This window comes from bacterium, from assembly GCA_024224155.1.
GTDB lineage: Bacteria > Acidobacteriota > Thermoanaerobaculia > Multivoradales > JAHEKO01 > CALZIK01.
Genome location: JAAENP010000385.1, coordinates 11,547 through 36,350, shown reverse-complemented (window position 1 = coordinate 36,350; position 24,804 = coordinate 11,547). Strand labels below are relative to the sequence as shown.

The window sequence follows — 24,804 nt, the reverse complement described above, 5'->3', positions numbered from 1 at the left end:
TTGGATGTTCGCGCTCGTGCTGGTGCTGCTTCTGGTGGGTGCCCTGGTGACGGCGACCTCGAGCGCCGTCGCTCCCTTCATCTACGCACTGTTCTAGTCTGCACCTCGTGGGGAGCCTCGCGCCATCTGTGGTTCCGCCGCTATTCCGGGAGCGACCGGGCCTGTTGGTCTGTCCTCTGTGTAGAGCCGTTCTCGAGATCGTGGACAACGGCGCCCAATGCCGCCGCTGCGGCGAACCCTATCCCTGCAACTCCGGGATTCTCCGGCTCTACCGCGAGGAAGAGTACGACCCGACCAACGCCGTCACCGCACGGGTCAAGAGCTTCTATGAAGGAACGCCGTTTCCGGACTACGAGAGCCTCGACAGCGCAGCGAGTCTCATTGACAAGGCCCGGCGGGGCCTGTTCGCGCGGGTGCTCGATGACCAGGTTCCCGCCAACGCAACCATTCTGGACTGCGGATGCGGAACCGGTCAGCTGACGAATTTCCTGGCCCTGACCCCGGATCGAACGGTCGTCGGCGCCGACGTCTGCGGCAATTCCCTCGAGCTCGCACAACGCTTCAAGCTCGAGAATGGCATTGACAACGCCACGTTCGTGCAGATGAATCTCTTTCGAGGGGCACTCGCTCAATCGAGTTTCGATCTCGTTGTCGCCAACGGAGTTCTGCACCACACCGCCGATCCGCGAAGAGGATTCACTGCGCTGACCCGCTTGGCCCGCCCGGGTGGCTACGTCCTCGTGGGTTTGTACAACACCTGGGGCCGGCTGCCCACGGATCTGCGACGACTGGTGTTTCGGTTGATGGGAAACAGGAGCGAGCGCTGGCAAGGCCTCGATCCGCGATTGCGAAAGCCCGAGTTGGGTGAGGCGCGCCGCCGCAGCTGGTTCAACGACCAGTACCGACATCCCCATGAGACCAAGCACTCGATCGGAGAGGTGTTGGGCTGGTTCGTCGAAGACGGAGTCGAGTTTGTCAATGCGATTCCGAAGGCGACGGCGCTCGACAGATTCACGGCCGATGAGCGGCTCTTCGAGCGCAACCCCGCGGGTAGCGCACTCGACCACGCCCTGGTGCAGCTCGGCATGGCCCTCGGAAGCGGTGAGGAGGGCGGTCTGTTCTTGGTAATCGGCCGCAAGAAGGATGGTCCTGAGTGACGTCTCCGCCGCCGTTCTCACGAGCTCACAATCTCGCGCCGCATGTCGTGGCCTGGTCTCTGCTGGTGGTCACGACTGCTCTGCTGTTCGTTTCGTCCTTCGAGAGCTGGGGGGAACCGATCATCGATCTCGGTCGAGATCTGTACATCCCATCCCAGATCCTCGAAGGCCGGGTTCTCTACCGCGACCTGCTCTACAACTACGGGCCCGCCGCGCCCTATCTACTGGCGGCCATCACCGCTCTTTTCGGAGATGCCCTCTGGGTTTTCGCGGCATGTGGCGCCCTCACGGGTGTGACCGCCATGGTAGGCCTCTATGGGGTCGGTTGCGCCCTGGGTGGCCGCGGATTCCGAGGTGCCGCGGTGGGTTTTGCCTCGGCGTTTCTCTTCCTGACTCTGAGCTTCTTCACCAACTCGACGGGAGGCGCCAATTTCGTTCTCCCCTACTCGTTCGCGGCCACCTTCGCCGCCGCCTGCTCGATGGGGTCTTTCTTGCTGCTCCTGCGCCACCTCTATGGCGCTCGGTCGCCGGTCTCGCTGAGCGGCAGCGTCCTCCTGCTCTTCGCTGCCGTACTTTCCAAGCAGGAGATCGGCCTCGCGATCGCGGCCGTTCACCTGTTGGCATGGTGGGCTCACCGCATGCCTCGGAAAGCCATCCTCGGCACTCTGGCCTCGGCAGCGCTCGTCGCCGTGCTGTTTCTCGCCGCGTTCGCGCCCCGGGAACCGCACGGCGATCTCGAGGCTCTGCCCGAGCACGGTCTGTTCTCGGAGAACCTGACCAAGTTCGCCGGTGACTCTCAGAGCGCCGACTTCTTCAAGTCGGTGAGCGGCTTCGACAGGCCCCTGGAGAATCTCGTCCGCACGCTCGTGCCTGTTGGGAAGATCGCTCTGGTCTTGATCTTGGCCGGGGTGGGCGTCGTCGCGACCCGGTTCTTCGAACGCCGTTACCTCGGCGTCGTGAGCGCGATCGCGCTCGTGGCGCTGAGCGCCTTCTTGATCTGGCTCTGGGCGGAGGTGCGGCTGTTTCAGGCGACTCCCGTTGTCGCGATCGTGGCGATGGTGGGTTCTCTGGCTCGCGATCGCCGGGATCCAGTGCTCTTGCTGGCGGCGTTCGCCTTCCTCTCCGGGCTCCGGGTTCTCCTGCAGTTTCATCCGATGTGGTACGGCTTCTATCTTCTCGTGCCGAGCTATGCTTTTGTCGTGTACGCGCTCGGCGTTCGACTTCCGGCCGCTCTGCCCCACCGTTTTCTGGACCGGCGTGCGACGGTCGCGGCGCTGGCGGCGCTGGCTCTGGTACTGGTCGGGCGTTTCGAGATGGCGATGTCGCGCTCCCATGCGGAGAAGACCAGCACCCTGATTACGGCTAAGGGCATGATCCGTGACTATCCGACCGGGCGCACCGAGTCTCTCAATGAGTTTCTCGACTACGCGGCGACCCGACTCGCACCGGAGAACCCGACCATGGTCGTGCTGCCCGAAGGAGTCAGCCTCAACTACTTCACCGGTTTCAAGAATCCGACCGCCTATTACCTCCTTACGCCGGTCGAGATCGGCTCGATCGAGGTAGAGCGGCGCATGATCCGGGAGCTCGACGCCACCAAGCCCGACTACCTGGTCACGACCTCCCGCGACCTCAGCGAGTACGGACGCCGGGGTATCGGACTCGACTACGCCATGGAGCTGGGGGATTGGATCCGGGCATCCTACGACCTGGAGCGTGTCTTCGAGGCCGACGAGAGCGAGGCTTGGCGGGTGCTGCTTCTCAAGAGGAGGTCGGGCGCCGCGTCGCTTCCCGACTCGGTCCCTCCCGGCTCGCGAGCAGGTTGTTGCCCAGGATGAACTGCTCCAGCCCCTGCGCGATGAGCTCGTGTCCGATCTCATTGGGATGAGCGTCGTCGGTCGCGACCCAGAGCCGAGACAGATCCTTCCAGCCCTGCTCCGCCATCAAGCGCTGGTAGGGATGGAAGAGATCGAGGACCTCGAAGCCCCTGTCGACAAGCGCAGGGATGAGTCGGCCATGGAGCAGGCGGTAATGCTCGCCTTCGAGCGGCCTTTGCTCACTTTGCAGAAACGCGTCGAAGATGACGGCGACGGCCGGAATCCCGCGGCGAGCCGCTTGGTCGGCGATCCGGCCCAGCTGCTCGAGATGCCGATCGTAGAGTGGGCCCTCGAGGGCGTAGTCTCCGAGGAGACGGTGCTCGCGGGCAAGCGGCGTCTCTCGTCTCTCGATCTCGCGGGCGATCCGGACTCGCCGCAGTAGGAGCCTGACCAGCGCGGAGCGAAGAGGATTGTCGCCGTAGGCGGGGTCCAGGTAGCTTGCCGGCTTCTCGCGGATTGCCGGCTCCCAATCATTGTGATCGTAGTGCAGGATCAGCAGGTCGGGCTGCGAGGGCAGGGCCCAGCGCTCGCAAACAAGGCGCTCCTGTTCGCTGTTGTAGCCGGGGACGCTGTAGTTGCGGACCGCGACCGGCACGCCAAGATGCTCTTCCAAAGACCGTCTCAGAACCTCCGGGTAGCTGACCTCGAACGGCACTCTCCATCCGAACGAGGTCGAATCACCCAGGACCGCGATTCGAAGAGCCCGCTCGGGAACCGGTCTCTCGCCGGCCTCATCGACCCGGTAGGGGCCGAGCTCACTGATCGCGATCGCCTCCAGCTCGTTCCAACGCAGCCGCACACCCGAAGAGAGCTCGTAGACCAGTCCGGGGACTTCGCTGGGTCGGGTAAACGCTCCGAAGTTGGTCGCGGCATTGCGCTCGGCGATGAGGTCGGGATCGAGCTCGCGCCTGAAGAGCACTCTGGCAGCGAGGTCAAGTAGCAACAGACTAGAGAGCAAGCTCAAGGCGGCGAGCAGCAGCTTCGGGCCGACGCTCCGGCGTAGGGACCTTGCCCACGGACTTCGGTCGACGCCGGGAGTGGTGTCTTGCTCGCGCATCTGTTTCAATGGTGTGTGACCGAGAAATGAGGTACCTCAGCCTAGCAGCGGTCTTTCTGGTCTCGGCCGTCTGGCCAGCCGAGATCGTAGCCCAGGCAGAGCCGTCGCAGCCAACGAGCGGGCCGCGTACGGACCAGGCCAAGGTGGTCGTGCTGACGTTCGACGACGCGGTTCGATCGCACTTCACCGTGGTTCGCCCGATTCTTCTGGAGCACGGGTTCTCGGCGACATTCTTCGTCACCGAAGGCTTCGATTTCCCTTCCAACAAGCGTGACTACATGAGTTGGAAGCAGATCCGGCAGCTGCATCTGGACGGGTTCGAGATCGGCAACCACACGCGTGACCATCTGGCGGTCAGCGAGCGCTCCCTGACCAGGCTGAGCGAGCAGATTGAAGCCGTTAACGAAAAGTGTAGACAGCACGGTATCCCCGAGCCCGTGAGTTTCGCCTATCCGGCCAACACATTCCATCCGAAGGCGTTGCCGATTCTCGAAGCCGCTGGATTCAAGTTCGCCCGCCGCGGTGGTTCGCCGGAGTATCCGTATGAGGGCGGTAAGGGGGTCGCGTTTGCTCCGGGACGGCACCATCCGCTGATGATTCCGTCGACCGGTGATGCACGGCCGGAGTGGACCCTTGACGACTTCAAGGCAGCGCTGGCGCGAGCCGGTGACGGAGAGATTCCGGTCTTCCAGTTCCACGGCGTCCCCGATCGACGGCATCCCTGGGTCAGTACGCGACCGCACCGGTTTAGGGAGTTCATCACCTACCTCGACGGCCACGGGTACGCCGTCCTGGCGCTGAGGGATCTCGAAGCCTATCTGGACGGCGCCAAGCTCGCCGCACCGCCGTAGCCCTTGCAGCTTCCATTGCGATGGCGTCGGCTAATGAAAGGCCGGTCGTGTGCGCCTCGGAGCGAGCCTCTCTTCGCTCGCGGAGAGGCGGCACCGGCGGCCTGCACTCGGTGCAGTTCGCCTCAGCGGACGGGTCCTGGGCTGTTGTGCAGCAAAAAGGCGAGAACGGCCTTGGCTACGAGCCGGTGCCCTTCCGGCGTCCAATGAAAACCATGCCCTGGGTAGCGATAGCGCTCGTCAATGTGAGTCAGGTCAAAGAAGACGACGCCCTCTTGCTCGAAATGGCGTCTCAAGCTCGCGCTCTCGTCGATCAGCCCAACGGCAAAGCTGGCACCCTTCGACTTGACGAATGTGTCCATGGCGCTGATCAGATGCGGAGTCACGTCCTCTCGGTTGCGCAGGCGCGGAAAGCGGTCGGCAACGGTCTTCAGGACCTTTGTCCACACTGAGGCCCGCGGAACCGGTACACCGTGCAGCTCGAGTCGCCCCTGCTTGAGAATGTAGTAGGGCTTGAAATAGGCCTTGTAGTTGAAGTTGACCGAGTTGTCGAAGACGTCGGTCTCCGAGAACATGTAGATCACCGCGTCCGGGTCGTAGCGGTCGAAGAACCTCTGTAGCAGCAGATAGCACTGATCGGTGCCGTAACCGCTGACACCGAGATTGAGAACTTCGATCGCGTCGAGCTCGGCCTGCAGGAACTCGGTAAAGCGCTCTCCGACTTCGACGTCGTAGCCCCAAACGAAGGAGTCCCCCACGAACACGATGCGCGGCTGTGTCTTCTCGAGAGCATGGGGCTTGTCGCGAAAGCCCATGGCGTTGTGAGCGATCCGGATGGTCCGCGTTCCGGTGTAGCTGACCTCGTTGCCGGCCTTGGGGAACCAACCGAGCTCCGAGTCGTATCGGTAAGCGAGACTGCGCTCATCGCGCACGCGCTCCGCGGGTTCCTGGCCCAGACAGACCGTGGGCACAGCCAGAAGAGCCGAAAGGAAGACGGCGGCCGTGAAGGCTCTTGAACGCCACTCCATGCCTACAGAATACTGAATTGAGCGAATTGAGTATTCTCTAGCCCCTATGATCCATGGCAAGCGAGTGGTCACCGTGCTGCCGGCCTACAACGCCGCGAAGACCCTTCGGCAGACCGTTGAGGAGATACCGGCTGAAACCGTGGACGAGGTTGTCTTGGTCGACGACGCCAGCAGCGACAAGACGGTGGAGCTGGCACGCGGCCTGGGCCTCGTGACGGTGGTGCATGAACGCAACCGGGGCTACGGCGGCAACCAGAAGACCTGCTACCGGGAGGCCTTGGCGCGGGACGCCGAGGTCGTCGTCATGCTGCACCCCGACTATCAATATTCACCCAAGCTCGTGACCGCCATGGCGTCCATGGTCGCGATCGGCCAGTACGACGTCGTGCTGGGATCTCGGATCCTCTCCGAAGGCCTCTTGAAGGGCGGCATGCCCCGGCATCGCTATGTCGCCAACCGGATCCTTACCCTGGTGCAGAACCTGCTATTGAGCATGAAGCTCTCCGAGTACCACACCGGCTACCGGGCGTTCTCCCGTGAAGTCCTGACCAGCCTCCCCCTCGAGAAGAACTCGGACGATTTTCTGTTCGACAATCAGATCCTGTCGCAGGCCATCTACTCCGGCTTTCGCATCGGCGAGGTCTCTTGCCCAGCCAGGTACTTCCCGGACGCGTCGTCGATCAGTCTGCGCCGCAGCGTCGTCTATGGCCTGGGCGTGCTCTGGACCTCGGTGCTCTTTCGTCTCAACCGCATGAAGGTGGTGCGCAGCCGATTGTTCTCCCAAGGGGGTCGCAGCTTTGATCGAAGCTAGCGCTTCGAGCCGCTCCGGCTTGATCGGGTCGATGACACTGCTGGCCCTGCTCGCCGGCTGCGGCCGCGATGCGCCGGTGAGGCCCCACAGTGAGCCTGTCGAGAACACCGCCAGCCCTGCGTCGGCCTACCCCGAGGCGCACGCTTTCCCATTCCGGGACATCACGGCGGCGACCGGCATCGATTTCATCCACGACAAGGGTGCTACCAAAGACAGGCATTTCCCCGAGACCATGGCCCCGGGCGTGGCGCTTTTCGACGCCGACGGCGATAGTGATCTTGACCTCTACGCGGTAAATGGCGGCGCGCTGGTTGCCACCGCCGATTCCGCCCGGCCTCCGAACCGGCTCTACCTGAACCGAGGTGATGGAAGGTTTGTCGATGCGACCGATGCTTCGGGTGTCGGCGACTCCGGCTACGGAATGGGGACCGCGGTCGGTGACTATGACGGCGACGGACGGCCCGATCTTTATGTCTTGAACTACGGTCCCAACGCCCTGTATCGAAACCTCGGCGAGGGCCGGTTCGCCAAGGTGGACGTGGGCGTCGACGACCCGTTGTGGAGCGTGGGCGGCGCCTTCCTGGATTTCGACCGTGACGGCGACCTTGATCTCTACGTCGTCAACTACCTCGACTACGACGCCGGCCGGGAGACTCCCTGCAAGGCCGGGACTCTCACGATCTATTGCAGCCCGGAGATCTTCTCGCCGGCTCGCGATCGGCTCTACCGGAACGACGGCGGGCGATTCACCGACGTTTCCGAGTCAGCCGGCATCCTTGCCGACGGCCGTGGGATGGGACTGGCCGTGGGCGACATCGAAGGCGACGGGTATCCGGACCTCTACATCACCAACGATCGTTCGAGGAATCACCTCTATTGGAACCGCAACGGTGTGCTGTCAGAGGGCGGCACGGAGGCCGGCGTGGGCTACAGCATGGCCGGGCAGGTCGAGGGCGGGATGGCCGCCGTCATCGGGGACTTGACCGGGGACGGCAGGCAGTCCATTTTTGCGACCAATTTCCAGAAGGAGCCGAATCGCCTGTACACGTATGCCGGCGAGGGCTTCTTTGACGACGCGACCTACCCGAGCGGCCTGGGCTTTCCGTCGAACGAGAAGGTGAGCTTCGGTATGGCGGCGCTGGATGTGGAAGGCGACGGTGACCTGGACCTGGCCGTGGCCAATGGCCACGTCTACGACAACGCCGAGCAGTTCATTCGCGGATCTTCATTCGCCATGAGCGATCAGCTCTTCCTCAACAAGGGGCACGGCGAGTTCGAGACCTTGGAGTTCCCGGGCGCGCCTCTGTCTTCGAGGGGCGTGGCGAGCGGCGATATCGATGGTGATGGCGACCGCGATCTGGTAATCGCCAGCTCCGGAGACCGGCTTCGGGTTTGGCGCAACGACGCGGGGACGCCAAGGCGGTTCGTCGTCTTGAAGCTCCGGGCCGCGGACCCCAACAGCTCCGCCCACGGCGCCCGGGTCGTGGCCCGGTTGAACGGACGATTCCTGCTTCGCGAGTCCCACGGGGGCGGAAGTTATGCGTCCCACAGCGACACAGGTGTACATCTGGGCCTTGGGGATGAAGCCACGATCGGGCACCTCGAGATTCGGTGGCCCGATGGCTCGATGGAGGCGACTCGGGACGTCGCCGGCGGCCAGTGTCTGCACTGGCGCCAGGGCGAGGGCATCGTCTCGCGGCATTCTCTCGTGAGCGTCGAGGTGTCGGATTGAGGGCTGCGAGCGTTGGAGCCCTCGTCGTCGTGGGTGTTCTGTTAGCTGGCCTCACTTCCCCACCCCGGTCCGCGAGCGACATCGCCGGGCGGTACCGCGACGGTGTCGCGGCCTTCGAGAGGGGCCGAGTGGTCGAGGCACTGGACCTCCTGTCAGCCGTGGCCGCTCAAGATCCCGCCTTCGAGAGGGTCCAGGTGATGCTCGGCCAGGCCTGTCTGGCGGCGACCCAGCTGCGCTGTGCCCAAGATCACTTCGAACGCGCTCTGGCGGCCGAGCCCGGTGACGGCCACGCGGCCCTCCTGTTAGGACTGACTCTGTTTCAGTCCGCCCGCTACTTCGAGGCCGAGAGGGCGCTAACCAGGGCTCGCCGGCTGGCACCCGGCAATCCGCATCCACTGATCTATCGAGGCCTGTCTCTGCTCAAGTTGGGGCGTCCCGAGGAAGCACTTGGTGACATCCAGGCTGCCCTTGCCATGGTGCCCGCCGACGCAGCTGCCCGCACCGCCCTGGCCGAGCTCCGGCTGGCCCGGGGAGACTTCGCCGCCGCGGAGGAGATCGCCCGGGATCTCGTCGCGCTGGCACCGCTGTCCCTGCAGCCCAATCTCCTGCTGGGCCGGATTCTGTTGCAGTCCGGGCGCCCTTCCCAAGCGGTTCCGGTTTTGCGGCGAGCGCTCGATCAAAGACCCAGTCGATCCGAGACTCTCTATCTTCTGTCGCAGGCCTTGCTGCGCAGCGGAGAGAGTGAGCCGGCTCGGCGTGCACTGCAGCGCTTCGAAGAGCTCAAGACGGTCGAAGACAGGGTTCGCCTGCTCGAGGCTGCGATTGCCGCCGACCCCAGCGACATCGAGCCCCGATTGGAGCTGATTCCCCTCCTCGTGGAGCACGGCAATCAGACGGCGGCTGCAATCCATCTGTCGTATCTGCGCTCGGCCGCGCCAGGGGATCCACGTGTGCCGAGGCTCATGAAGAGCCTCAAAAAGAGGTAGCATTCAAGGGTTTGGATCCATTGTTTTGAATCAGGAGGCCTTGCCGGCGAGTCGTTAACCCGGCAAACGCTCTAAACACCTCATTCATTGCACCTTATAGAGATCCTTACATAAACCTCGTAGGGGTGTGGAACTTGCAGCTCAAACGTCCGTAGTTGACTAAGTACCTTTCGCTATGCGAACGTCCGTCCGAAGCCAATTCCGAACAAGAAGAAGGAGGTCCCATTGAGGCGCGTACTCTTTAGCATGGCTCTGCTGGCCGTCGTCGCCGGTGCGGCGTTTGGCCAGGCGCAGCGGGGCACCGTAACGGTCACTGTCGCTGATGAAGACGGCAGCAGGCTACCCGGTGCAAGCGTCGAAGCGCAATCCGATCAGACCCTCACCCGCCGAGTAGCAGTAACCGACGCGGCCGGCCAAGCTGTCCTCGCGGCTCTAGACCCGGCCACTAACTACGTGGTGACGACGACCCTCGACGGTTTTGCCACGGTCAGAAGCGGAGGGATCGTGGTGCGAGCCGGTCAGGACGTCCCGATCACGATCGTGCTCTCTGTTGGAGCCGTCGCGGAAGAGATCGTCGTTACCGGCGACTCTCCGATCGTCGACGTCACCAGCGCGGTAACCGGCCAGGACATCACCCTGCAGTTGACCGAATCGCTGCCGACGCAACGCAGCTACCAGGACTATCTGCAGCTCGTTCCGGGCGTTCAGGCGCCGGTCGAGTATCAAGGCCGGGGGCTCAACCCGGCGTCGCGCTCGGGCATCAACTACCGTGACCTTCAGGGTGAAGTCGGTGAGTCGCGAGACAACTACTACTATTTCGAAGGCATCAACGTCACCGATCTCAAAGATGGCGTTGGCCTCACCGACCTCAACACCGAGATCATCCAGGAGCAGAGCGTTCTTACCGGCGGGCTTCCCGCCGAATACGTCGGCGCCCAGGGTCTGGTCTCGAACGTGATCACCAAGAGTGGCGGCAATCAGTTCACGGGATCCGTCAACTACTACATCCAGAACGACAGCCTGGTCGAGTCCGACAAGAACTTTGAGGACCAGGACTTCGACATCACCGACGCCGCGGTCACCTTCGGTGGACCGCTCGTCCGCGACAAGGCCTGGTTCTTTGCCAGCTTCCGCAACGTCAACCGCGAGGACACCATAACCAACGCCCAGGGTACGCCACTTCGCACCGTCGAAAGGGACTCCGACCAGAGCTTCTTCAAGATCTCGTTCGCGGCTACCGACAAGGACCTCTTTAGTGGCGTCTTCCTGGACGACCCCACCGACGTCACGGGCCAGGCCAATCCGAACCTTCAGAACAACCGCGACTTCGGCGAGGAGCGCGGTGGCGAGCGAACCCTGCTGAGCTACTCGCGGGTGTTCGCCAATGCCTCCCTCGAGCTCGGCTTCTCCGAGCACGAGGGCGATCTCAACAGCATCTCTGCGCTTCAGGAACCGAGAAACGACGTCAGCTTCCGCTCGGGAGACCCGTTTACACCCTTCGTTGACGAGCAGCTCGGCGGCGACGGCAACAACGACGGCGACACGCGCGGCACCGAGAGCCTTCGCGGGTCTCTCGAGTACCTGTTCGACAGCTCTTGGGGTGACCACTCGATCAAGTTTGGCTTCGACTTCGCCGAGGCTACCGAGTTCGAGGACGAAAACTACGTCGGCGGTACCGGGGGCACGAACGACTGGACCTCGCTCGACACACGTTACCTGGGCCAGAACATCTCGAACCAGGACATCGTCGAGAACTTCACGACCGTTTTCTTCGACGCACTGACCACCGACGACTACGTCGGGTTCATCGAGGGTCTCGACCGGCTCTCGGCGACCGATCAGGCCACGGTCTTTGCGGCCTACGACACGAACAACGACGGCACGATCAGCCAGGCCGAGCTCGCCGCGAACATGACCTACAATTCGACCGCCGGCAATCCCGACGGCCTGATCAACTACAGCCGTCGCCAGCAGACCGCCTCGGGAGCCGCGACGGGCTTCATCGAGGGCACGACCTACTACCTCCAGGACAACTGGCAGTGGAAGCGTTGGAGCGTCAACGCCGGTATCCGTACGGAGGAATGGGAGCAGTTCGCCGACACCGGCGAGAGTGCCTTCACCTTCGACAACGAGATAGCGCCTCGCGTCAGCGTGGCCTACGACCTCAGAGGGGACGGCAAGGAGCGCCTCTCCTTCTACTACGGCCGCTACTACGATCCGATTCGGCTCAACGCGACCGACTTCGTCGGCGCGCTTACCTCGCGCGTACTCGAGGAGCAGGTGTTCGTGGACCCGATCGGTCAATGGGTCAACTACCGGACCCGCGGCGGCGTTGCCGAGGGCTTCGATGGGTTCTTCGCCCCCGCCACCGCGACGCCCTACACCGACGAATACCAGGTCGGCTACAAGCGGGACATCGGTCGCAACATGAGCTTCGAGGGCAACCTCATCATGCGCGAAACCCGGGACATCATCGAGGACTACAGCCCCACGCTGTATAACGACGATTACCCGGGCCCGGTCGATGACCCCGACTCCCTCTTCCTGGGTCTGGACTTCTTCGGCTTCACCACGCGTCCGAACGCGAACTTCCTGCTCATGACCCTGCCACCGGGGAACTTCCGCGACTGGGACGGCATCGAGCTCATCTTCCGCAAGCGCTACAGCGACAACTGGCAGATGATCGCCTCCTTCAACTATGCGGACGGCGAGGCCAACACCTCTTCGGATTCGAACTTCGACTTCGCGGGTGATGTGCTGTGGCTCGATCCACGGGCGCCGAATCTGGAGGGCACGACTCCCGGGCTCGTCGAGCAGCTGGCCAAGGTCGCCGGTTCGTACAACTTCGATAACGGCTTCCAAGTCGGTGGCTCCTACCGGTGGAACTCCGGCGCGATCGTCAACAACACTTTCCTCGCGTCTCGGCGCTACCTGCCGAACCGCGTCGACACAGCCTTCGATTTCGCTGGTATCTCCGATCGCTGGGTAGCACCGGACTCCGTCGGACAGCTGGAGATGCCCTCGTTTGGGATCCTGGACACCCGCCTGGCCTATCTCTGGACCGGCAGCGGACGACTCCAGGCCGACTTCTTTGTCGACATCTTCAATATCCTGGACGATCAGAAGGCGACTCAGATCGAGAGCCGGGTGGCTCAGCCGAATTACAGGGAGGGCCTGCGGTTCGTTCCGCCCAGGAGATACTTCCTCGGCGCGAGGCTACGCTTCTAGCCTCGCTCCGTCCCGTTCCGATCACGCGAGGGCCTTCGGGCCCTCTTTCTTTTTGCCCTTCATGGCCGGCGCGCAAACTGCCATCGGCCTCCGCTCGTAGTGATCCAGAGGCCCCGATACCGGTGATAGCCTCAAAACAGCGAGAGCCCGAGATGAACCGACGCCGCCACCTATCGATCCTCCTCGCGCTCCTTGCGATTGCCGGTATCGCATCGGCCCAGGAGACAGATGTCACCCTCACTACGCGGCCCGGGGCTTTCTTCGAAACGGTCGACGTCAATATCGTCAATATCGAGGTCTTCGTCACGGACAAGAGCGGCCTGCCGGTTACCGGTTTGCAGCGCGAGGACTTCGAGCTCCTTGTGGACGGCGCGCCTCGGGAGATCACCAACTTCTATACCGCGACTCGCGGCCGCCCCGCCGCCTTCTCGTCTCCTGATCGGGCCGAAGACCTCCAGGCTCCGGCGCTTCCCGATGTGCCCGCTCGCGTACCTTCGAACCAGACGCTCTACCTTGCGGTCGTGGTGGATAACGAGCACATCCGGTCGGTCAACCGCGCACGAGTTTTTCGAGACCTGAGGAAGTTTCTCGCGACAAGGCTCGAGCAGGGCGCCTTCGTGACGATGTCCAGTCTCAACCCCGAGCTCGTCATTCACTCGGACTTCGTCGATGATCCACGTGCTCTCGGCGCGATGCTGGACGAGCTCGAGCGCGCCGCCGACCGGCCCCGGATCAACGAGATCGAGCGCAGGCAGATCCTGAGTGAGCTCTCGACTACCGGCCGCATCTACAACCGGGCCGACTACGCCGAGGGGCGAGTCGCCTTTGACTCACCGGATCTCATCAATCGCATTCGCGCCTATGCTCAGATCGAGTTCAATGCCAGCCAATCGACTCTGAGGAATCTGAGTCGAGTGGTGAGCTCCCTCGCCGGCGTCGAGGGCCGAAAAGCCCTCCTCTACGTCAGCGAGGGGATCGTCAATCGGCCCGGTGAGGAGATGTTTCTGGCCTGGAGCTACCGCTACGGTGACGGTACCCCGGCCGCGCAAGGCCTCAGGAGCGTCGGCTCCGACACCGACTACTTCCGGGAGATCGGCCGGTTCGATCTGATGCCCCAGGTTCGTGAGCTGGCGCAACTGACCAGCAACGCCCGCGTCGGTTGGTACACGATCGATGCCGAGAGCGATCACGGTGCGACTTTGAGGTCCGCCGCGGTCGGCGGCAGCATCGCCTCGGAGACACTGGATGTGCTCGAGGCCAACGTCCGGGAACCGGCCGAGCTGATCGGTGAGCTCACGGGTGGCCGCCGCATTCAGGCCTCGACGAGCTTGGAGCGCGACCTGGCGGCCATCGACGATTTCGACACCTACTATTCACTCGGTTTTGCGCGGCCGAGCGGCAGCGAGGCAGGCGTTCACGATGTCCGTGTGAAGGTCCGGGGCAAAGGGCTGAAAGTCCGTCATCGGGCGAGCTTCCAGCTCAAGTCCGACGATGATCGCATGGCGGACGCCACCGTAGCGACTCTTCTCTATCAAAAGGCCGAGAATCCGCTCGGTCTCGTCCTCAGGCCAGGAGCTCGGCAGGAGCGAGATGACGGAGACTACATTCTCGGTGTCGAGGTACAGGTCCCCCTCCGAAACATCGCCTTGATCCCTACGGATTCAGGCACTCACGTGGCTCAGCTGTCGCTGTACGTGACGATCAAAGGGCCCGACGGTCAACCGCGCCCGGTCCAGAAGCTGCCGTTCTCTGCGGCCATTCCGGACGAAAAGCTCGAGGAGGCGCTAGGGCACTCGACGCACTACACCTTGCCGGTGGTCATGCGCAGAGGAGACCAGCAGATCGCCGTCGGGGTCCGCGACGAGCTCGGCTTCGTCGACTCCTTTCTTCGCCTCGAGATCACCGGATCCGAGACGGGCTCATAGCCCGAGGCTAGACTCCGGCCCGAATCCGCTCCAATCGCTCGAGAAGAGTCCGCCGCTCGGCCTCGTCCGAGGTCAGCTTGAGGGCTTTGACGAGACTCTGCTCGGCCTTCCCTGACTGCCCGATCCGCGCATACACGCCCGCCAGCTCGACGTGAAAGTCCGACTCGTCGGGCGCCCTCGAAATAGCGCCCTTGAAATGCTTGACGGCCGCCGCATTGTCACCGTTTCTCGTGGCCTCGACGCCCAGGCCGAAGTGGTGGAAGGGGTTCCTCTGCCGGTGTCGCTCGACCCTTCGCTCGTAGGTTTCGACTTCATCCGTTCGTTCGAGCTTCCGGTACAGAAGCGTTAGGTTGACCGCGGCCGTGGTTTCTGAAGGATCGACCTCGAGGGCCTTCAGATAGCTCGCTTCGGCGCTCTTGAAGTCGCCCGCTTGCCGGTAAGCCACTCCCTGGTTGACCCAGACCGGGCCGAGTGTGTCGTCCAGGGCGCGAGCCGTTTCGAAGTGAGCGAGGGCACGATCGATGGCGCCGTCGGCGAGTGACTCCGCTCCCAGGTTGTTGTGGTAGTGCGCCAGGGCCCGCTCGTCGCTGATTCGTCGCACCAGGCGGTAGCGCTTGTTCTCGCCAGGCAGGAAGTCCACTCGTACGCGGCCGTTCTCGAACTCCACTTCCGCGAACATGTGCCTGTTGTTGGCCACGAACTTGCCCCGCCGGTCCCAGGTCAAAATCTGCGCCACTTCATTGAAACGGGCTTCGAGGCCTGCATGCCTTGCCATCGACACGAACAGCATCGTAAACGACAGGCAGTTGCCGCTGCGGGTTGCGAAGGTCTCGATCGGACTCTTGGTGTGGCTGTTGCCGTAGGTAATACCGAGTCCGTCGGGGTCGAACACCGCGTTGATGAGCGCTCGGAGGGTTCCTCCCGGGTCGTCCTTCGATCGAACACTGGCATCGACGAACTGTTCGATCTCCGGACTGAGTCTCAGGATCTCGGAATTCGTCGATGGGAGGCCGGCAGCCAGCGCTCCTTCCGGCTGCGCTCCGAGCCAGGCCAGAGTCGCGATCAGCCCGAAGAAAAGGAGCCTTGATCTCGTCACCGGCTGGCGTCCTGGGCCGCTCCGCACCAGCTACTCGAGAAAACCCAGCATTTCCCGGGCGGTTGCCGCGTCGGCGTCGGTTGGCGCCATCTCGAGGAACTTGCCCAGATGTTCCTTGGCGAGCGAGTTCTCTCCCTTGTTCACGTGGTAAAGGCCCAGCATGTAGTGGGCCTTCGCGAGGCCAGGATCTATTGCCAGCGCGGTTTCGAGGAGCGGCCGGGCCTCCTCGGCGCGGCCTCCGTTGAAGTACTCGGCACCGCGCTTGAGGAGATTGGCGGCGCCGTATCGCGGGTCGAGTGCCGAGAGTTGAAGCAGGATCTCCGTCGCCCTGTCGCTCTGGCCCAGGCCGTTGTAGGCCTCATAGGCGACTTCGAGAGAGCGGCTGTCGTTGGGCTTGAGAGCCAGCGCGGTCTCGGCCACCTCGGCCGCATCGGCTACCTCTCCCCGTTTGAGAAGGAGGGACGCCACCGCATGCTGGGCGTCGAAGAGGTTGGGGTCGAGCGCCGCGGCCTCCCGAAACTTGGACAGAGCCGTGTCTAGATCTCCCGCCTGATAGGCCTCCCCGCCCTCGTTGTAGACCAGTCTGGCGTTGGCGGCATTGTCCTGCGCCGTCTTTAGCGCTTCGGACGCCACTCTGGCCTCCTCGTCTCGGCCCAGAGCGCGATAGGCTTCATACTGCACTTCCAACGCGGCACGTTCTCCCGGACGTAGAGCCAGAGCCCGCTCCGCGTGGGCAGCCGCTTGTTCGAACTTGCGCTGATTGAGATGGACGCCGGCCAGGGCGGCGTGCGCTTCTACGAACTCGCCCGCCTCGGCGATGGCCGCCTCGAACTTGGTCCTGGCGGTCTCGAGATCACCGGCCTGCAAAGCTACGAGCCCCGCGTTGTACGCCAGAATCGCCGCGTCGGCGCCTACCATCGGTGTCTCCAGGGCCGCGTCCTCTTCGCTCACCTGGGCTCGATGCATGGTGAACGTCTCCCTCATGACCTTTGCCGATGTACCACCGATGACCTGTTCGAAGCTCTGATAGCCGGCTCGGACGAACAGGTACCTGTAGTCGTGATGCGGCTGGTTGAAGGTCACGTCAAAGGTGCCTTTCTTGTCGGTCGTCTCCACCGCACGAAAGGTAGGAATGTCCTCACACGTGACGGTAATCTGGACACCCTCCAGGGGCCTACCGGCGTCGTCGACCACTGTGCCACGCATTCTGCCGACGGCCGCGAGCACTCCTCCGGTGGAACCCAGAAGAACCAGCGTCAACGCGGCCAGAACGTATCCGCTCTTGTGATTCATGCAGAGAAGGCTATCAGAGCAGTATTCCGGTGAACCGCCGCGACGCCCGCTACCGCGGCGTCTCGCCCGAGCTCTCGAACCGCCCTTGAATCTTGACCCCATACAACCGCGTCGGCGGGGCGACGAACACTCGAAACAGGTACTTCTCGTCTCTGGGTAAGGAAACCGTGAAGTCGCTCAGTAGGTCGAACCTACCGACCTCCCGATTGTTGCGATCCACCACGTGCAGATAGCCCTCCTTGGGAGCCGGATTCATGCCGAGCTGGAGGCGGTAGTCACCGGCCGAGAAGAAGTCCTTGAAGACCGCAAACTGCCAGCGCAAGGTGTACTGCAGCGGCTTGCCCGGTCCGTCGCGACGCAGATCCGGATGGGAGATGAAGGTCGCCTCGTCGGGCAGAAACAGGCGCTCGTCGAGATATCGGGGCTCGTCCGGCTCGAGCCGGTAAATGGTCAACCGCGGGCCCGAAGTGAAAGCGCTGGGCTCGAACTCGGCGACTTTCGGGAACTCGAGCATCTCGAGGTAGCGGCGCTTGTACTCCTCCTGATACTCACGGCGAAACTTCTTCGCGCCCACGAACCGGGCGTAGGCGGGTTCTGCCAGGACGAGATAGTCCCATTCTCCGGACTTCATCTCGGCCGGAGTCACCCAGGCGGCGAACCGGTGGCTGACGGAGGCGTAGTTCTCGCTCGGTTTCGGTGCGTAGCGCTCGCGGATCAGCGAAGCTCCTTCGGGGATGTTCTCCTCGATCCAAGTCCGGGCGATCTGCCGCGTTCCGGGACGCGTCTGGCTGATGCTCCAAGAGGTCGCTCGCCAGGCCGGGAGGGCCAGGGCGATCAATCCCAGGGCCGTCCCGATGCTCTTGCGCCCCCCTGCCCTGCTGATCGCCGCCGCGACTCCGGCTCCCACTAGAATCGCCAGAGCCGGCAGCGCCGCCTGGAGGTTTCGACGCACGACCATGCTCATCGAGAAGATCAGCGTCAGGTATACTGCCGGGAACACGGCCATGAGCAGCCACCGCCGGCGCTGGTTGGGAGCTAGGAATGCCAGGCCGACCAGGCCAAGGGCGACCGCCGGCCAGCCGAAGTTGAAAAGGAGCTTGCGGACGTACCAGATCAGACTGCTCTCGGGCTGGACTCCTATCCAGCCGCCGTAGGCGTACTGCCGGAACCCGAAGAAGACGTCGAGCCCCGCGCCTCGAAAGGCGATCTTCGGGTACACGAGCAGTCCGGGCATGACCGCGACCATCGCCCCGAGTGAAGCCAGGGCCGCCCAGAGCAGCTTCCATGACCAGTTTCGGAGCCGGATCCGCCAGTAGAGCCAGACTGCGAAGATCGCGACGGCGACCATGCCGCCGGGGTACTTGCTGGCGGCGGCCAGCCCGGCCGTCACTCCCGCGAACAGGTAGTCGCTCAGCACCTCCCGCTCCAGGAGGCGCGAAACGAAATAGAGGGTGAAGGCGGCGAAGGCGGCCGCCGGTACGTCGGCGATCAGCTCGTGCGCGACACCGTTGAAAAGCGGAGAGAAGACCATCAGAGACCCGGCAAGGGCCGCGGCGGGTAGCGCCTGAACGCGTCCCGTCGATGGCTGCAGGGCGCCCGTGGGTGCGCCGGCGACCCGGTAGGCGGCGCCAAACACCGCCCCCGCCACCAGGGCCGAGAGCAGCGCGTTCACGCTCATCAGCAGGAGACGCTGCACGCCATAGCCCTCGATCGTGTCGTAGAACACCTCGAACAGCCAGGTCAGCGCCATCGGGAAGAGGTCGTAGAACCAGATTGCGAATGCTCCTGCGTAGTAGAGAAAGTGGCCGTAGTTGAAGGTCTTCGGGATCGGCTCGCCACGGTTGATGAGTTGGGAGACCTCGTGGAACACACCCTCGTCGCCGATCGGCCGGTCCATGAGCTCGAAATCGAGCCCCACGAACTGGACTGCGAACGCCGCGACGAGAAGGCCGGCGAGAACGAGCGCTCGGTTGCGCTTCGGTCCACGCGGCGAACGCCAGAGGCCGAGGGCAGAGCTCAGCAGGAACGCGAGTCCGGAAGCCAGGAAGACCGGGGTCATCGCGCGCGCCAGCGCGTGGCTCTTGAAGAATCCGCAGATCTCGAGCAGCCAGACGGCCGCGAGTAGCGCCCCCGATACCAGGGCGAGTCGGCGCAAGAGAAGAGATGCCGGCGTTTTCACGGCGCTCAAGTCTAGCCCGCCTCTACCAGAGCTCGTCTACTCGTAGCGCAATGCTTCGATGGGGTCGAGGGCCGCGGCCTTGCCCGCCGGGTAGATGCCAAAGAAGACACCGACCAGTGTCGAGAAGCCGAACGAGAGTGCGATCGCCCAGAACGGGACATGGGCCGGCGGCCAATCGCCTGGGAGTATCCCCGCGACTCCCGCGCCGATCCCGTAGCCCAGGCCCAGACCGATCGCCCCACCCAGCGCCGACAGCGTGACCGCCTCGATCAGGAACTGGATCAGGATGTCCTGTCTTCGCGCCCCCACCGACTTTCGAATGCCGATCTCGCGGGTCCGCTCGGTCACCGAGACCAGCATGATGTTCATGATGCCGATACCCCCGACCAGAAGCGCTACCCCCACCACCGCGCCGACCACGGCGGTGACATTGCCCAGGATCGAGTTGACCGTGGATAGAAACTCGTCCTGCAGCACAACCTGAAAATCATCGGGCTCGTCGGCTCCCAACTTGTGACGTCGCCTCAGAACCTGGATGATTCCCTCCTTCACACGCTCAACAACCTGGGGACTCTCGGCCTGAAGCCGCAAGAGCACTTTGTCGGCCGCGCTCCGGCCGAACAGCATCAGAGACGTGTCGAACGGAATGAACACCAGATCGTCATTGTCGAACCCCAGCGATTGGCCCCGCTCCTCCATGACTCCGACAACGGTCACCGGAACGGCGCCGACATAGATCTCCTGCCCCACCGGGTTGACTCCCAAACGGAGCTCGTCGATCAGCTTCTGCCCGATCACTGCCACCTTCCGCCGCTGTTCGAGGTCGATTCGGGAGAGAAAGCGTCCGCGCTCGACCGTGTGGTTGCCGACCTCCGGCCAGTCCTCGTTGACACCGAAGACGGTGGTGCCGTGCTGCCGATCGCGATACTTGACCTGATTGCCGCCTAGGATCAGCGGAGTGATGAGCGAGATTCCCGGGACCTGCTCCTGAATCGCCAGGCCGTCTTCCCAAGTCAACTTAACCTGCCGAGAGATAAAGATCCCACCGCCCCGGTTATCGACCAGAGGGTTCACCGCGATGAACGTCGCTCCCACGCCCTGAAGTTGAGACGTGATCAGATACTGCAGTCCCTGGACGATCGACACGACGGCGATCACCGCCGCCACGCCGATGATGATGCCAAGTGTGGTCAACAGCGAACGCAGCTTGTTCGCCCAGAGGGCACGAAACGCGATGCGGAAGTTCTCGGAAAGAATCATCGGCTCGAGACCTGCGCGCTTTCCCTCGTGGCCCGATCCTCGAGCACCGCACCGTCGCGCAACATCACCTGGCGCTGGGTGTGCCGCGCGATGTCGGTCTCGTGAGTGACCACGATAACCGTGTTCCCGGACGCGTGGAGCTCATCGAAAAGGGTCATAATCTCTTCCGAGGTGCTGCTGTCGAGGTTCCCGGTCGGCTCGTCGGCCAGTAGGATCGAGGGTCGATTGACCAGCGCGCGGGCGACCGCCACGCGCTGCCGCTGGCCACCCGAAAGCTCTCCCTGATCGTGTGTCATCCGATCCAGTAGGCCGACTCGCTCGAGGGCCTCGATCGCCCGCTCGCGCCGCTCTTTGCGCTTGGCGCCCGCATACACAAGCGGCAGCTCGACGTTGTGGAGCGCGTCGGTTCGGGCCAGGAGATTGAAGGTCTGGAAGACGAAACCGATCTCCCGGTTTCGAATCCTTGCGAGCTCGTCGTCGTTCAGCTCCTCGACCGCGGTCCCATTGAGATGGTAGGAGCCGGAGGAGGGCCGATCGAGGCAACCGACAACGTTCATCAGCGTCGACTTGCCGCTTCCCGAGGCACCCATGACAGCGACGTACTCGCCGCGCTCGATCGAGAGGTTCAAGCCATCCAGGGCGTTGATGGTCTCCGAGCCCATCTCATAGACCTTGCTCACGTCTTCGAGATCGATCAGGGACATCAGGAGTCTTCGTCGTTGTCCTTATCGTCTTTCTGCAGACGCACGTCGTCTTCGTGGTCGAGGTCCTTGAGCGCCCGGTAGGGTCCCGTGACCACTTTCTGTCCTTCCTCCAGGCCGGCGATGACCTCGGCGTGGGTCGGGTCGGTGAGACCGGTCTCGACCGGGACCTGGCGAACCCTGTCCTCGTCGTCGCCCTCGAGGAGAAAGACGACGGGGACCTCCTCCTCGGCGGCTTCGGGCTCGCCGTCATCGCCGAGCGGAGGACGATCGACTACCGCCTGAATCGGCACCACCAAGACATCCTCCTTTTCGGCCGTTCGGATCTCGGCGCGAACCGACATCCCGGGCCTCAGAGCCGGATCAGGTGCAGCGAGAAGAACCTTCACCTTGAAGAACGTGACATCGGGCTGAGAGCGCTTCTCGTAACCCGAGCTGCCGATCTCGACCACACTCCCCCCATGGGAGGTTTCTGGAAGTGCATCCACCTTGAGCTCCGCCGTCTGGCTGAGCTCGAGGAATGCGACTTCGGTCTCATCAACCTCCACCTCGGCGAGAATCTCCGACAGATCGGCAATGGTTCCGATCACCGAGGCCGGGTTGTTCATCGTCCCGGAGACCACGACTTCACCTTCCTCGGCATTGAGCTCGATTACTCTTCCCGAGAGCGGCGCGAAGATCGTCGCCTTGGAAAGATCGTCCTTGGCCTTGTCGAGCGCCGCCCGGGCCTGCAGCACCGCTTCCCTGGCCTGCTCCAAGCCCAGCTCGCTCGAGTTGTACTGAAGCTCGGCCTGTTCGAGTTGCTCGGCGGAAGCAATCTGTTCCTCGGCGAGGCGTCGCATCCGATTGAGCTTGAGCTCGCTGTCGCGCAGGTTGATCTCGGCCTGTCGGGACCTCGATTGAGCGATGGCCAGCTGCGCCGCAGCCGAGTCCCGTGCGGCAGTGAAAGCCTCGCGCTCGAGCTCCAGAAACGGCTCGCCGGCTGCGATCTCGTCGCCCTCCTCGACGTACAGCTTCTCGATCTTGCCGATCACGTGCGCGGAGATGTTCACCTTGACCCGGGGGTCGATCTCTCCGCTGGCCTTCACCAGGCGAGCGATACTCCGGCGCTCGACCTCGGCCCCGTAGACCCTCGGGCCCTTCTTCTTGCTGGTGGATTTGAGGCTCGCAAAAACCACACCGCCCAGCACCAACACCACCACCGCGCCGATCAGAATCCGCTTCATGCTCGAGTCTCCTCTATCGATCGGCGCAGCCCACGAGTCGGGCCTAGCCCCGCAAGGCCGAGAGGCCAACCTTTCCGAGCACGTAGACCACCCAAAGCGCAATGACGCCGCCGGCGGCCGCCCCTCTCGACACCTTCGAGACCACTCCGTAGCCGATCACCAGCAGGGCCAGCGCCCAGAGCGAGAACAGATCGAAGCTGGAGAGCAGCGCGACCAGGGCAGGGCCGGCGCCCTCGGGGGCAAAAGCGCCGAGGTTCGACGTCAAAACGCTGCCGTCCTGAAGCTCCTCGAAGCCGAATTCGTCTTTGCCCAGGATGACCGGAATCGAGAGCAGGCTCGCCACGGCTCGAGGCATCATGCTGTGCAGAATCACCGAGAAGCTGCCCAGGAAACTCAGCTCTCCGCCCAGCATCTTGAACAGCACCATGAAGACCAGCGCCAGCAGCAAGTAGACCACGGGCTGTCCCACCAAGCCACCACCGATCATCAGGGCCGGACCGGCCTTCTCCTGAATGTCGATAATGCGCTCCAGCTGTTCTTCGGGAATCTCCCGATCCTGCGCCTCCAAGGAGTCTCGAGTGACCTCTGCCCAATCGATCTTGCCCATCATCGTGATCCCGGAAACCAGACCGATGACGATCAGGACGACCAGCGCGACCGCCCAGGTCGGCTTCCCGGAGATTGCCGCGAAGGTCTCGACGGGCGAGACCAAGACCCCTACCAGCCGCCCGAAACTCGACTCTTCCATCGAATCCTCCCTTCGGGGCCGGCTACGGGTCAGGCGTCGGGATCCGCGATCTCCACGCCGCTCTCTTCGGTCAACCGGCCTATCGCCCGATAATACTGCACCAGCGCCTTGCGGTAGCCGGTGATCGCCGCGACTTCACGACTGCGAGCGCTGGTCAGATCTTCCTGGACCTCCAGGATCTGGAAGCTGGTCGACATACCGTTCTGGTAGCGCTTCTGCTCAGCCTCCAGGTTTCTCTCCTCGAGTCGTCGCGAGACGCGAGCGGATTCGAGAGCTTGCCTGGCGGTGTCGACAAGACGCACGATCCGGCGAACGGCCGTCGAGACCGCCAGCTCGAGGTCCGCGAGCTCCGCCTCGCCTCGCTCGAAGCCTGTTTCGGCGAGCGCCATCCGTGCCTTGGCGGTGCGATTGAAGATCGGATAGGCCACGTTCACTGCCGCACTCCAGCCGTCGAAATCCCCGCCCCCGGCCTGATCAATGGCGTCGCTGTAACCGCCCTCCTGCTCGCGTATGATCTCGCGCGTAAAAAAATCGCGCTCGCGCAGATCGCCACCCAGGCCGTTGACGCCGTAGACGACGCTCAGGTCGACGCGCGGTAGCTGCTGATTCCGAAAGTAGTCGATGTCGAGATTCAAGTCGTTCTGCGCCAGCCGCTTACTTCGCAGCTCGGGCCGCTCCGCAAGAGCGGTCTCAATCGCCTCCGCGATGTCGATCGCCACCTCGTCGCGCTCGGGGTCGGTCTCGAGGACCAGGTCGAGCGTCCAGAGATCCGGGTCCTTGAGATTCATCAGCTGACGCAGGACGTCCTCGGAATCCCCGACCAGGCCGCGTGCGCGAATGATCTGCTCCTCGCGAATCGCGATGCCGGCTTCGCTCTGTACCAGCTCGAGCGGCGCCAGCGTACCGACGTCGACTCGAATCCGATTCTGCTCGTGGAACTGGTTGGCCAGAGCCAGACTCTCCTCGGCCACACCCAGTTGGGCGTTGGCCTCGACCAGGTTCCAGTAAGCGTCCTCGATGCTCTGCAGTGTCGCGATTACCTCGGCCTCGAAGTTCTCCCGGCTGATATCTAGGTTTGTGCGGGCGATGCGGATGAAGCGATTCGTGTTCATCTTGCCCAGATCCCGCATCAGCGGCTGGCTGAAGCTGAGGTCAAAATCGACTCGATAACTGGGGTTCAGGTTGGCGAAATCGGAATTGCTGGTGGAGCGGCGGTTGTTCCAGTTCACGCTCCCGGTGCCACCACTCTCGAACAGACGATTGACGCCGAAGTTCCAGTTCTGACCCTCGTTGATCTGCACGTCCGCACCGTCGAGAAACGAGACCGAAGGCTGGGTCTCGTCGAACGCACCCAGGTCCACGGTCAGGTTGGGATCGTAGATGCCCTCGTTCTGCCAAAGCGTAAGCTCCGCCTCTTCCTGGCGGAAGCGCTCCACCACCAGCGATAGGTTGCGTTCGAGCGCCAGTTCTCGCGCCTCGTCGAGAGTCAGCAGGAGCTTGCCGTCCTCGATGCGAAGGTCCGGGTTGTCCATTCCCGCCGGGATCTCCGGGCTGACGGTGGCCGCGGGCGCGACCGTGGCGAGGCCCGCCACCAGAATGAGACCGAATATGGCCGATCGACTGCTGAGCTTGATCATCCCTTCGCTCCTCTT

The 24,804-nt window shown here is 63.3% G+C and carries 18 protein-coding genes; 8 read left to right on the top strand and 10 right to left on the bottom strand.

What is annotated here, in order from left to right; translation table 11 throughout:
- Window positions 1-164 precede the first annotated feature (164 nt).
- Complete coding sequence (locus tag GY769_19435; GenBank protein ID MCP4204093.1) at window positions 165-1,157, top strand: methyltransferase domain-containing protein; 993 nt, start codon at window positions 165-167, stop codon at window positions 1,155-1,157.
- A complete protein-coding gene (locus GY769_19430) occupies window positions 1,154-2,995 on the top strand; it encodes a hypothetical protein (protein MCP4204092.1) in 1,842 nt (613 codons plus the stop codon). The genes GY769_19435 and GY769_19430 overlap by 4 nt, the downstream gene beginning before the upstream one ends.
- Here the strand turns inward: GY769_19430 and GY769_19425 are convergent.
- A complete protein-coding gene (locus tag GY769_19425; GenBank protein ID MCP4204091.1) occupies window positions 2,919-4,091 on the bottom strand; it encodes an SGNH/GDSL hydrolase family protein in 1,173 nt (390 codons plus the stop codon). The two genes, GY769_19430 and GY769_19425, sit on opposite strands and share 77 nt — an antisense overlap.
- 26 nt (window positions 4,092-4,117) lie before the next feature.
- On the opposite strand from GY769_19425, the gene GY769_19420 reads away from it, so the two are divergent.
- Window positions 4,118-4,942 (top strand): polysaccharide deacetylase family protein, encoded by an 825-nt coding sequence (locus GY769_19420; protein MCP4204090.1) that lies wholly within the window; start codon window positions 4,118-4,120, stop codon window positions 4,940-4,942.
- 122 nt (window positions 4,943-5,064) lie between these two features.
- Here the strand turns inward: GY769_19420 and GY769_19415 are convergent, their stop codons facing one another.
- Entirely contained in the window at window positions 5,065-5,967 is a 903-nt protein-coding gene (locus GY769_19415) for an SGNH/GDSL hydrolase family protein (protein MCP4204089.1), read from the bottom strand.
- 46 nt (window positions 5,968-6,013) lie between these two features.
- Here GY769_19415 and GY769_19410 point away from each other — a divergent pair, with 46 nt between their 5' ends.
- From GY769_19410 to GY769_19390, 5 genes are all read left to right on the top strand, one after another.
- Window positions 6,014-6,778 (top strand): glycosyltransferase family 2 protein, encoded by a 765-nt coding sequence (locus GY769_19410; protein ID MCP4204088.1) that lies wholly within the window; start codon window positions 6,014-6,016, stop codon window positions 6,776-6,778.
- Between the two features lie 31 nt (window positions 6,779-6,809).
- Window positions 6,810-8,510, top strand: a complete 1,701-nt coding sequence (locus GY769_19405) for a CRTAC1 family protein (protein ID MCP4204087.1) — start codon at window positions 6,810-6,812, stop codon at window positions 8,508-8,510.
- Window positions 8,511-8,638: 128 nt separating this feature from the next.
- Complete coding sequence (locus tag GY769_19400) at window positions 8,639-9,496, top strand: tetratricopeptide repeat protein (GenBank protein ID MCP4204086.1); 858 nt, start codon at window positions 8,639-8,641, stop codon at window positions 9,494-9,496.
- A gap of 225 nt (window positions 9,497-9,721) precedes the next feature.
- Window positions 9,722-12,724 carry a TonB-dependent receptor gene (locus GY769_19395; protein ID MCP4204085.1) on the top strand — a complete coding sequence of 1,001 codons (3,003 nt, stop codon included), beginning with the start codon at window positions 9,722-9,724 and terminating at the stop codon, window positions 12,722-12,724.
- Window positions 12,725-12,876: 152 nt separating this feature from the next.
- Window positions 12,877-14,649: a VWA domain-containing protein gene (locus tag GY769_19390; protein MCP4204084.1), complete on the top strand. Its 1,773-nt coding sequence runs from the start codon at window positions 12,877-12,879 to the stop codon at window positions 14,647-14,649.
- Window positions 14,650-14,656: 7 nt separating this feature from the next.
- On the opposite strand, the gene GY769_19385 is transcribed toward GY769_19390, so the two are convergent.
- Genes GY769_19385 through GY769_19350 form a run of 8 tightly spaced genes read right to left on the bottom strand, consistent with a single transcriptional unit; the run spans window position 14,657 to window position 24,789 of the window.
- The gene (locus GY769_19385; protein MCP4204083.1) at window positions 14,657-15,745 is read right to left on the bottom strand and encodes a tetratricopeptide repeat protein; all 1,089 of its coding nucleotides are present in this window, start codon (window positions 15,743-15,745) and stop codon (window positions 14,657-14,659) included.
- Between the two features lie 30 nt (window positions 15,746-15,775).
- Window positions 15,776-17,038 (bottom strand): tetratricopeptide repeat protein, encoded by a 1,263-nt coding sequence (locus GY769_19380; GenBank protein ID MCP4204082.1) that lies wholly within the window; start codon window positions 17,036-17,038, stop codon window positions 15,776-15,778.
- 49 nt (window positions 17,039-17,087) lie between these two features.
- Window positions 17,088-19,226 carry a phospholipid carrier-dependent glycosyltransferase gene (locus tag GY769_19375; protein MCP4204081.1) on the bottom strand — a complete coding sequence of 713 codons (2,139 nt, stop codon included), beginning with the start codon at window positions 19,224-19,226 and terminating at the stop codon, window positions 17,088-17,090.
- A 27-nt stretch (window positions 19,227-19,253) separates the two neighbouring features.
- Complete coding sequence (locus GY769_19370; protein ID MCP4204080.1) at window positions 19,254-20,477, bottom strand: FtsX-like permease family protein; 1,224 nt, start codon at window positions 20,475-20,477, stop codon at window positions 19,254-19,256.
- Window positions 20,474-21,175 carry an ABC transporter ATP-binding protein gene (locus GY769_19365; protein MCP4204079.1) on the bottom strand — a complete coding sequence of 234 codons (702 nt, stop codon included), beginning with the start codon at window positions 21,173-21,175 and terminating at the stop codon, window positions 20,474-20,476. The genes GY769_19370 and GY769_19365 overlap by 4 nt, the downstream gene beginning before the upstream one ends.
- 5 nt (window positions 21,176-21,180) lie before the next feature.
- On the bottom strand, window positions 21,181-22,404 hold the full coding sequence (locus GY769_19360) for an efflux RND transporter periplasmic adaptor subunit (GenBank protein MCP4204078.1): 1,224 nt from the start codon (window positions 22,402-22,404) through the stop codon (window positions 21,181-21,183).
- 43 nt (window positions 22,405-22,447) lie between these two features.
- Window positions 22,448-23,152, bottom strand: coding sequence for a YIP1 family protein (locus GY769_19355; GenBank protein MCP4204077.1), 705 nt, complete (start codon window positions 23,150-23,152; stop codon window positions 22,448-22,450).
- A gap of 29 nt (window positions 23,153-23,181) precedes the next feature.
- Window positions 23,182-24,789: a TolC family protein gene (locus GY769_19350; GenBank protein ID MCP4204076.1), complete on the bottom strand. Its 1,608-nt coding sequence runs from the start codon at window positions 24,787-24,789 to the stop codon at window positions 23,182-23,184.
- Window positions 24,790-24,804: the final 15 nt, after the last annotated feature.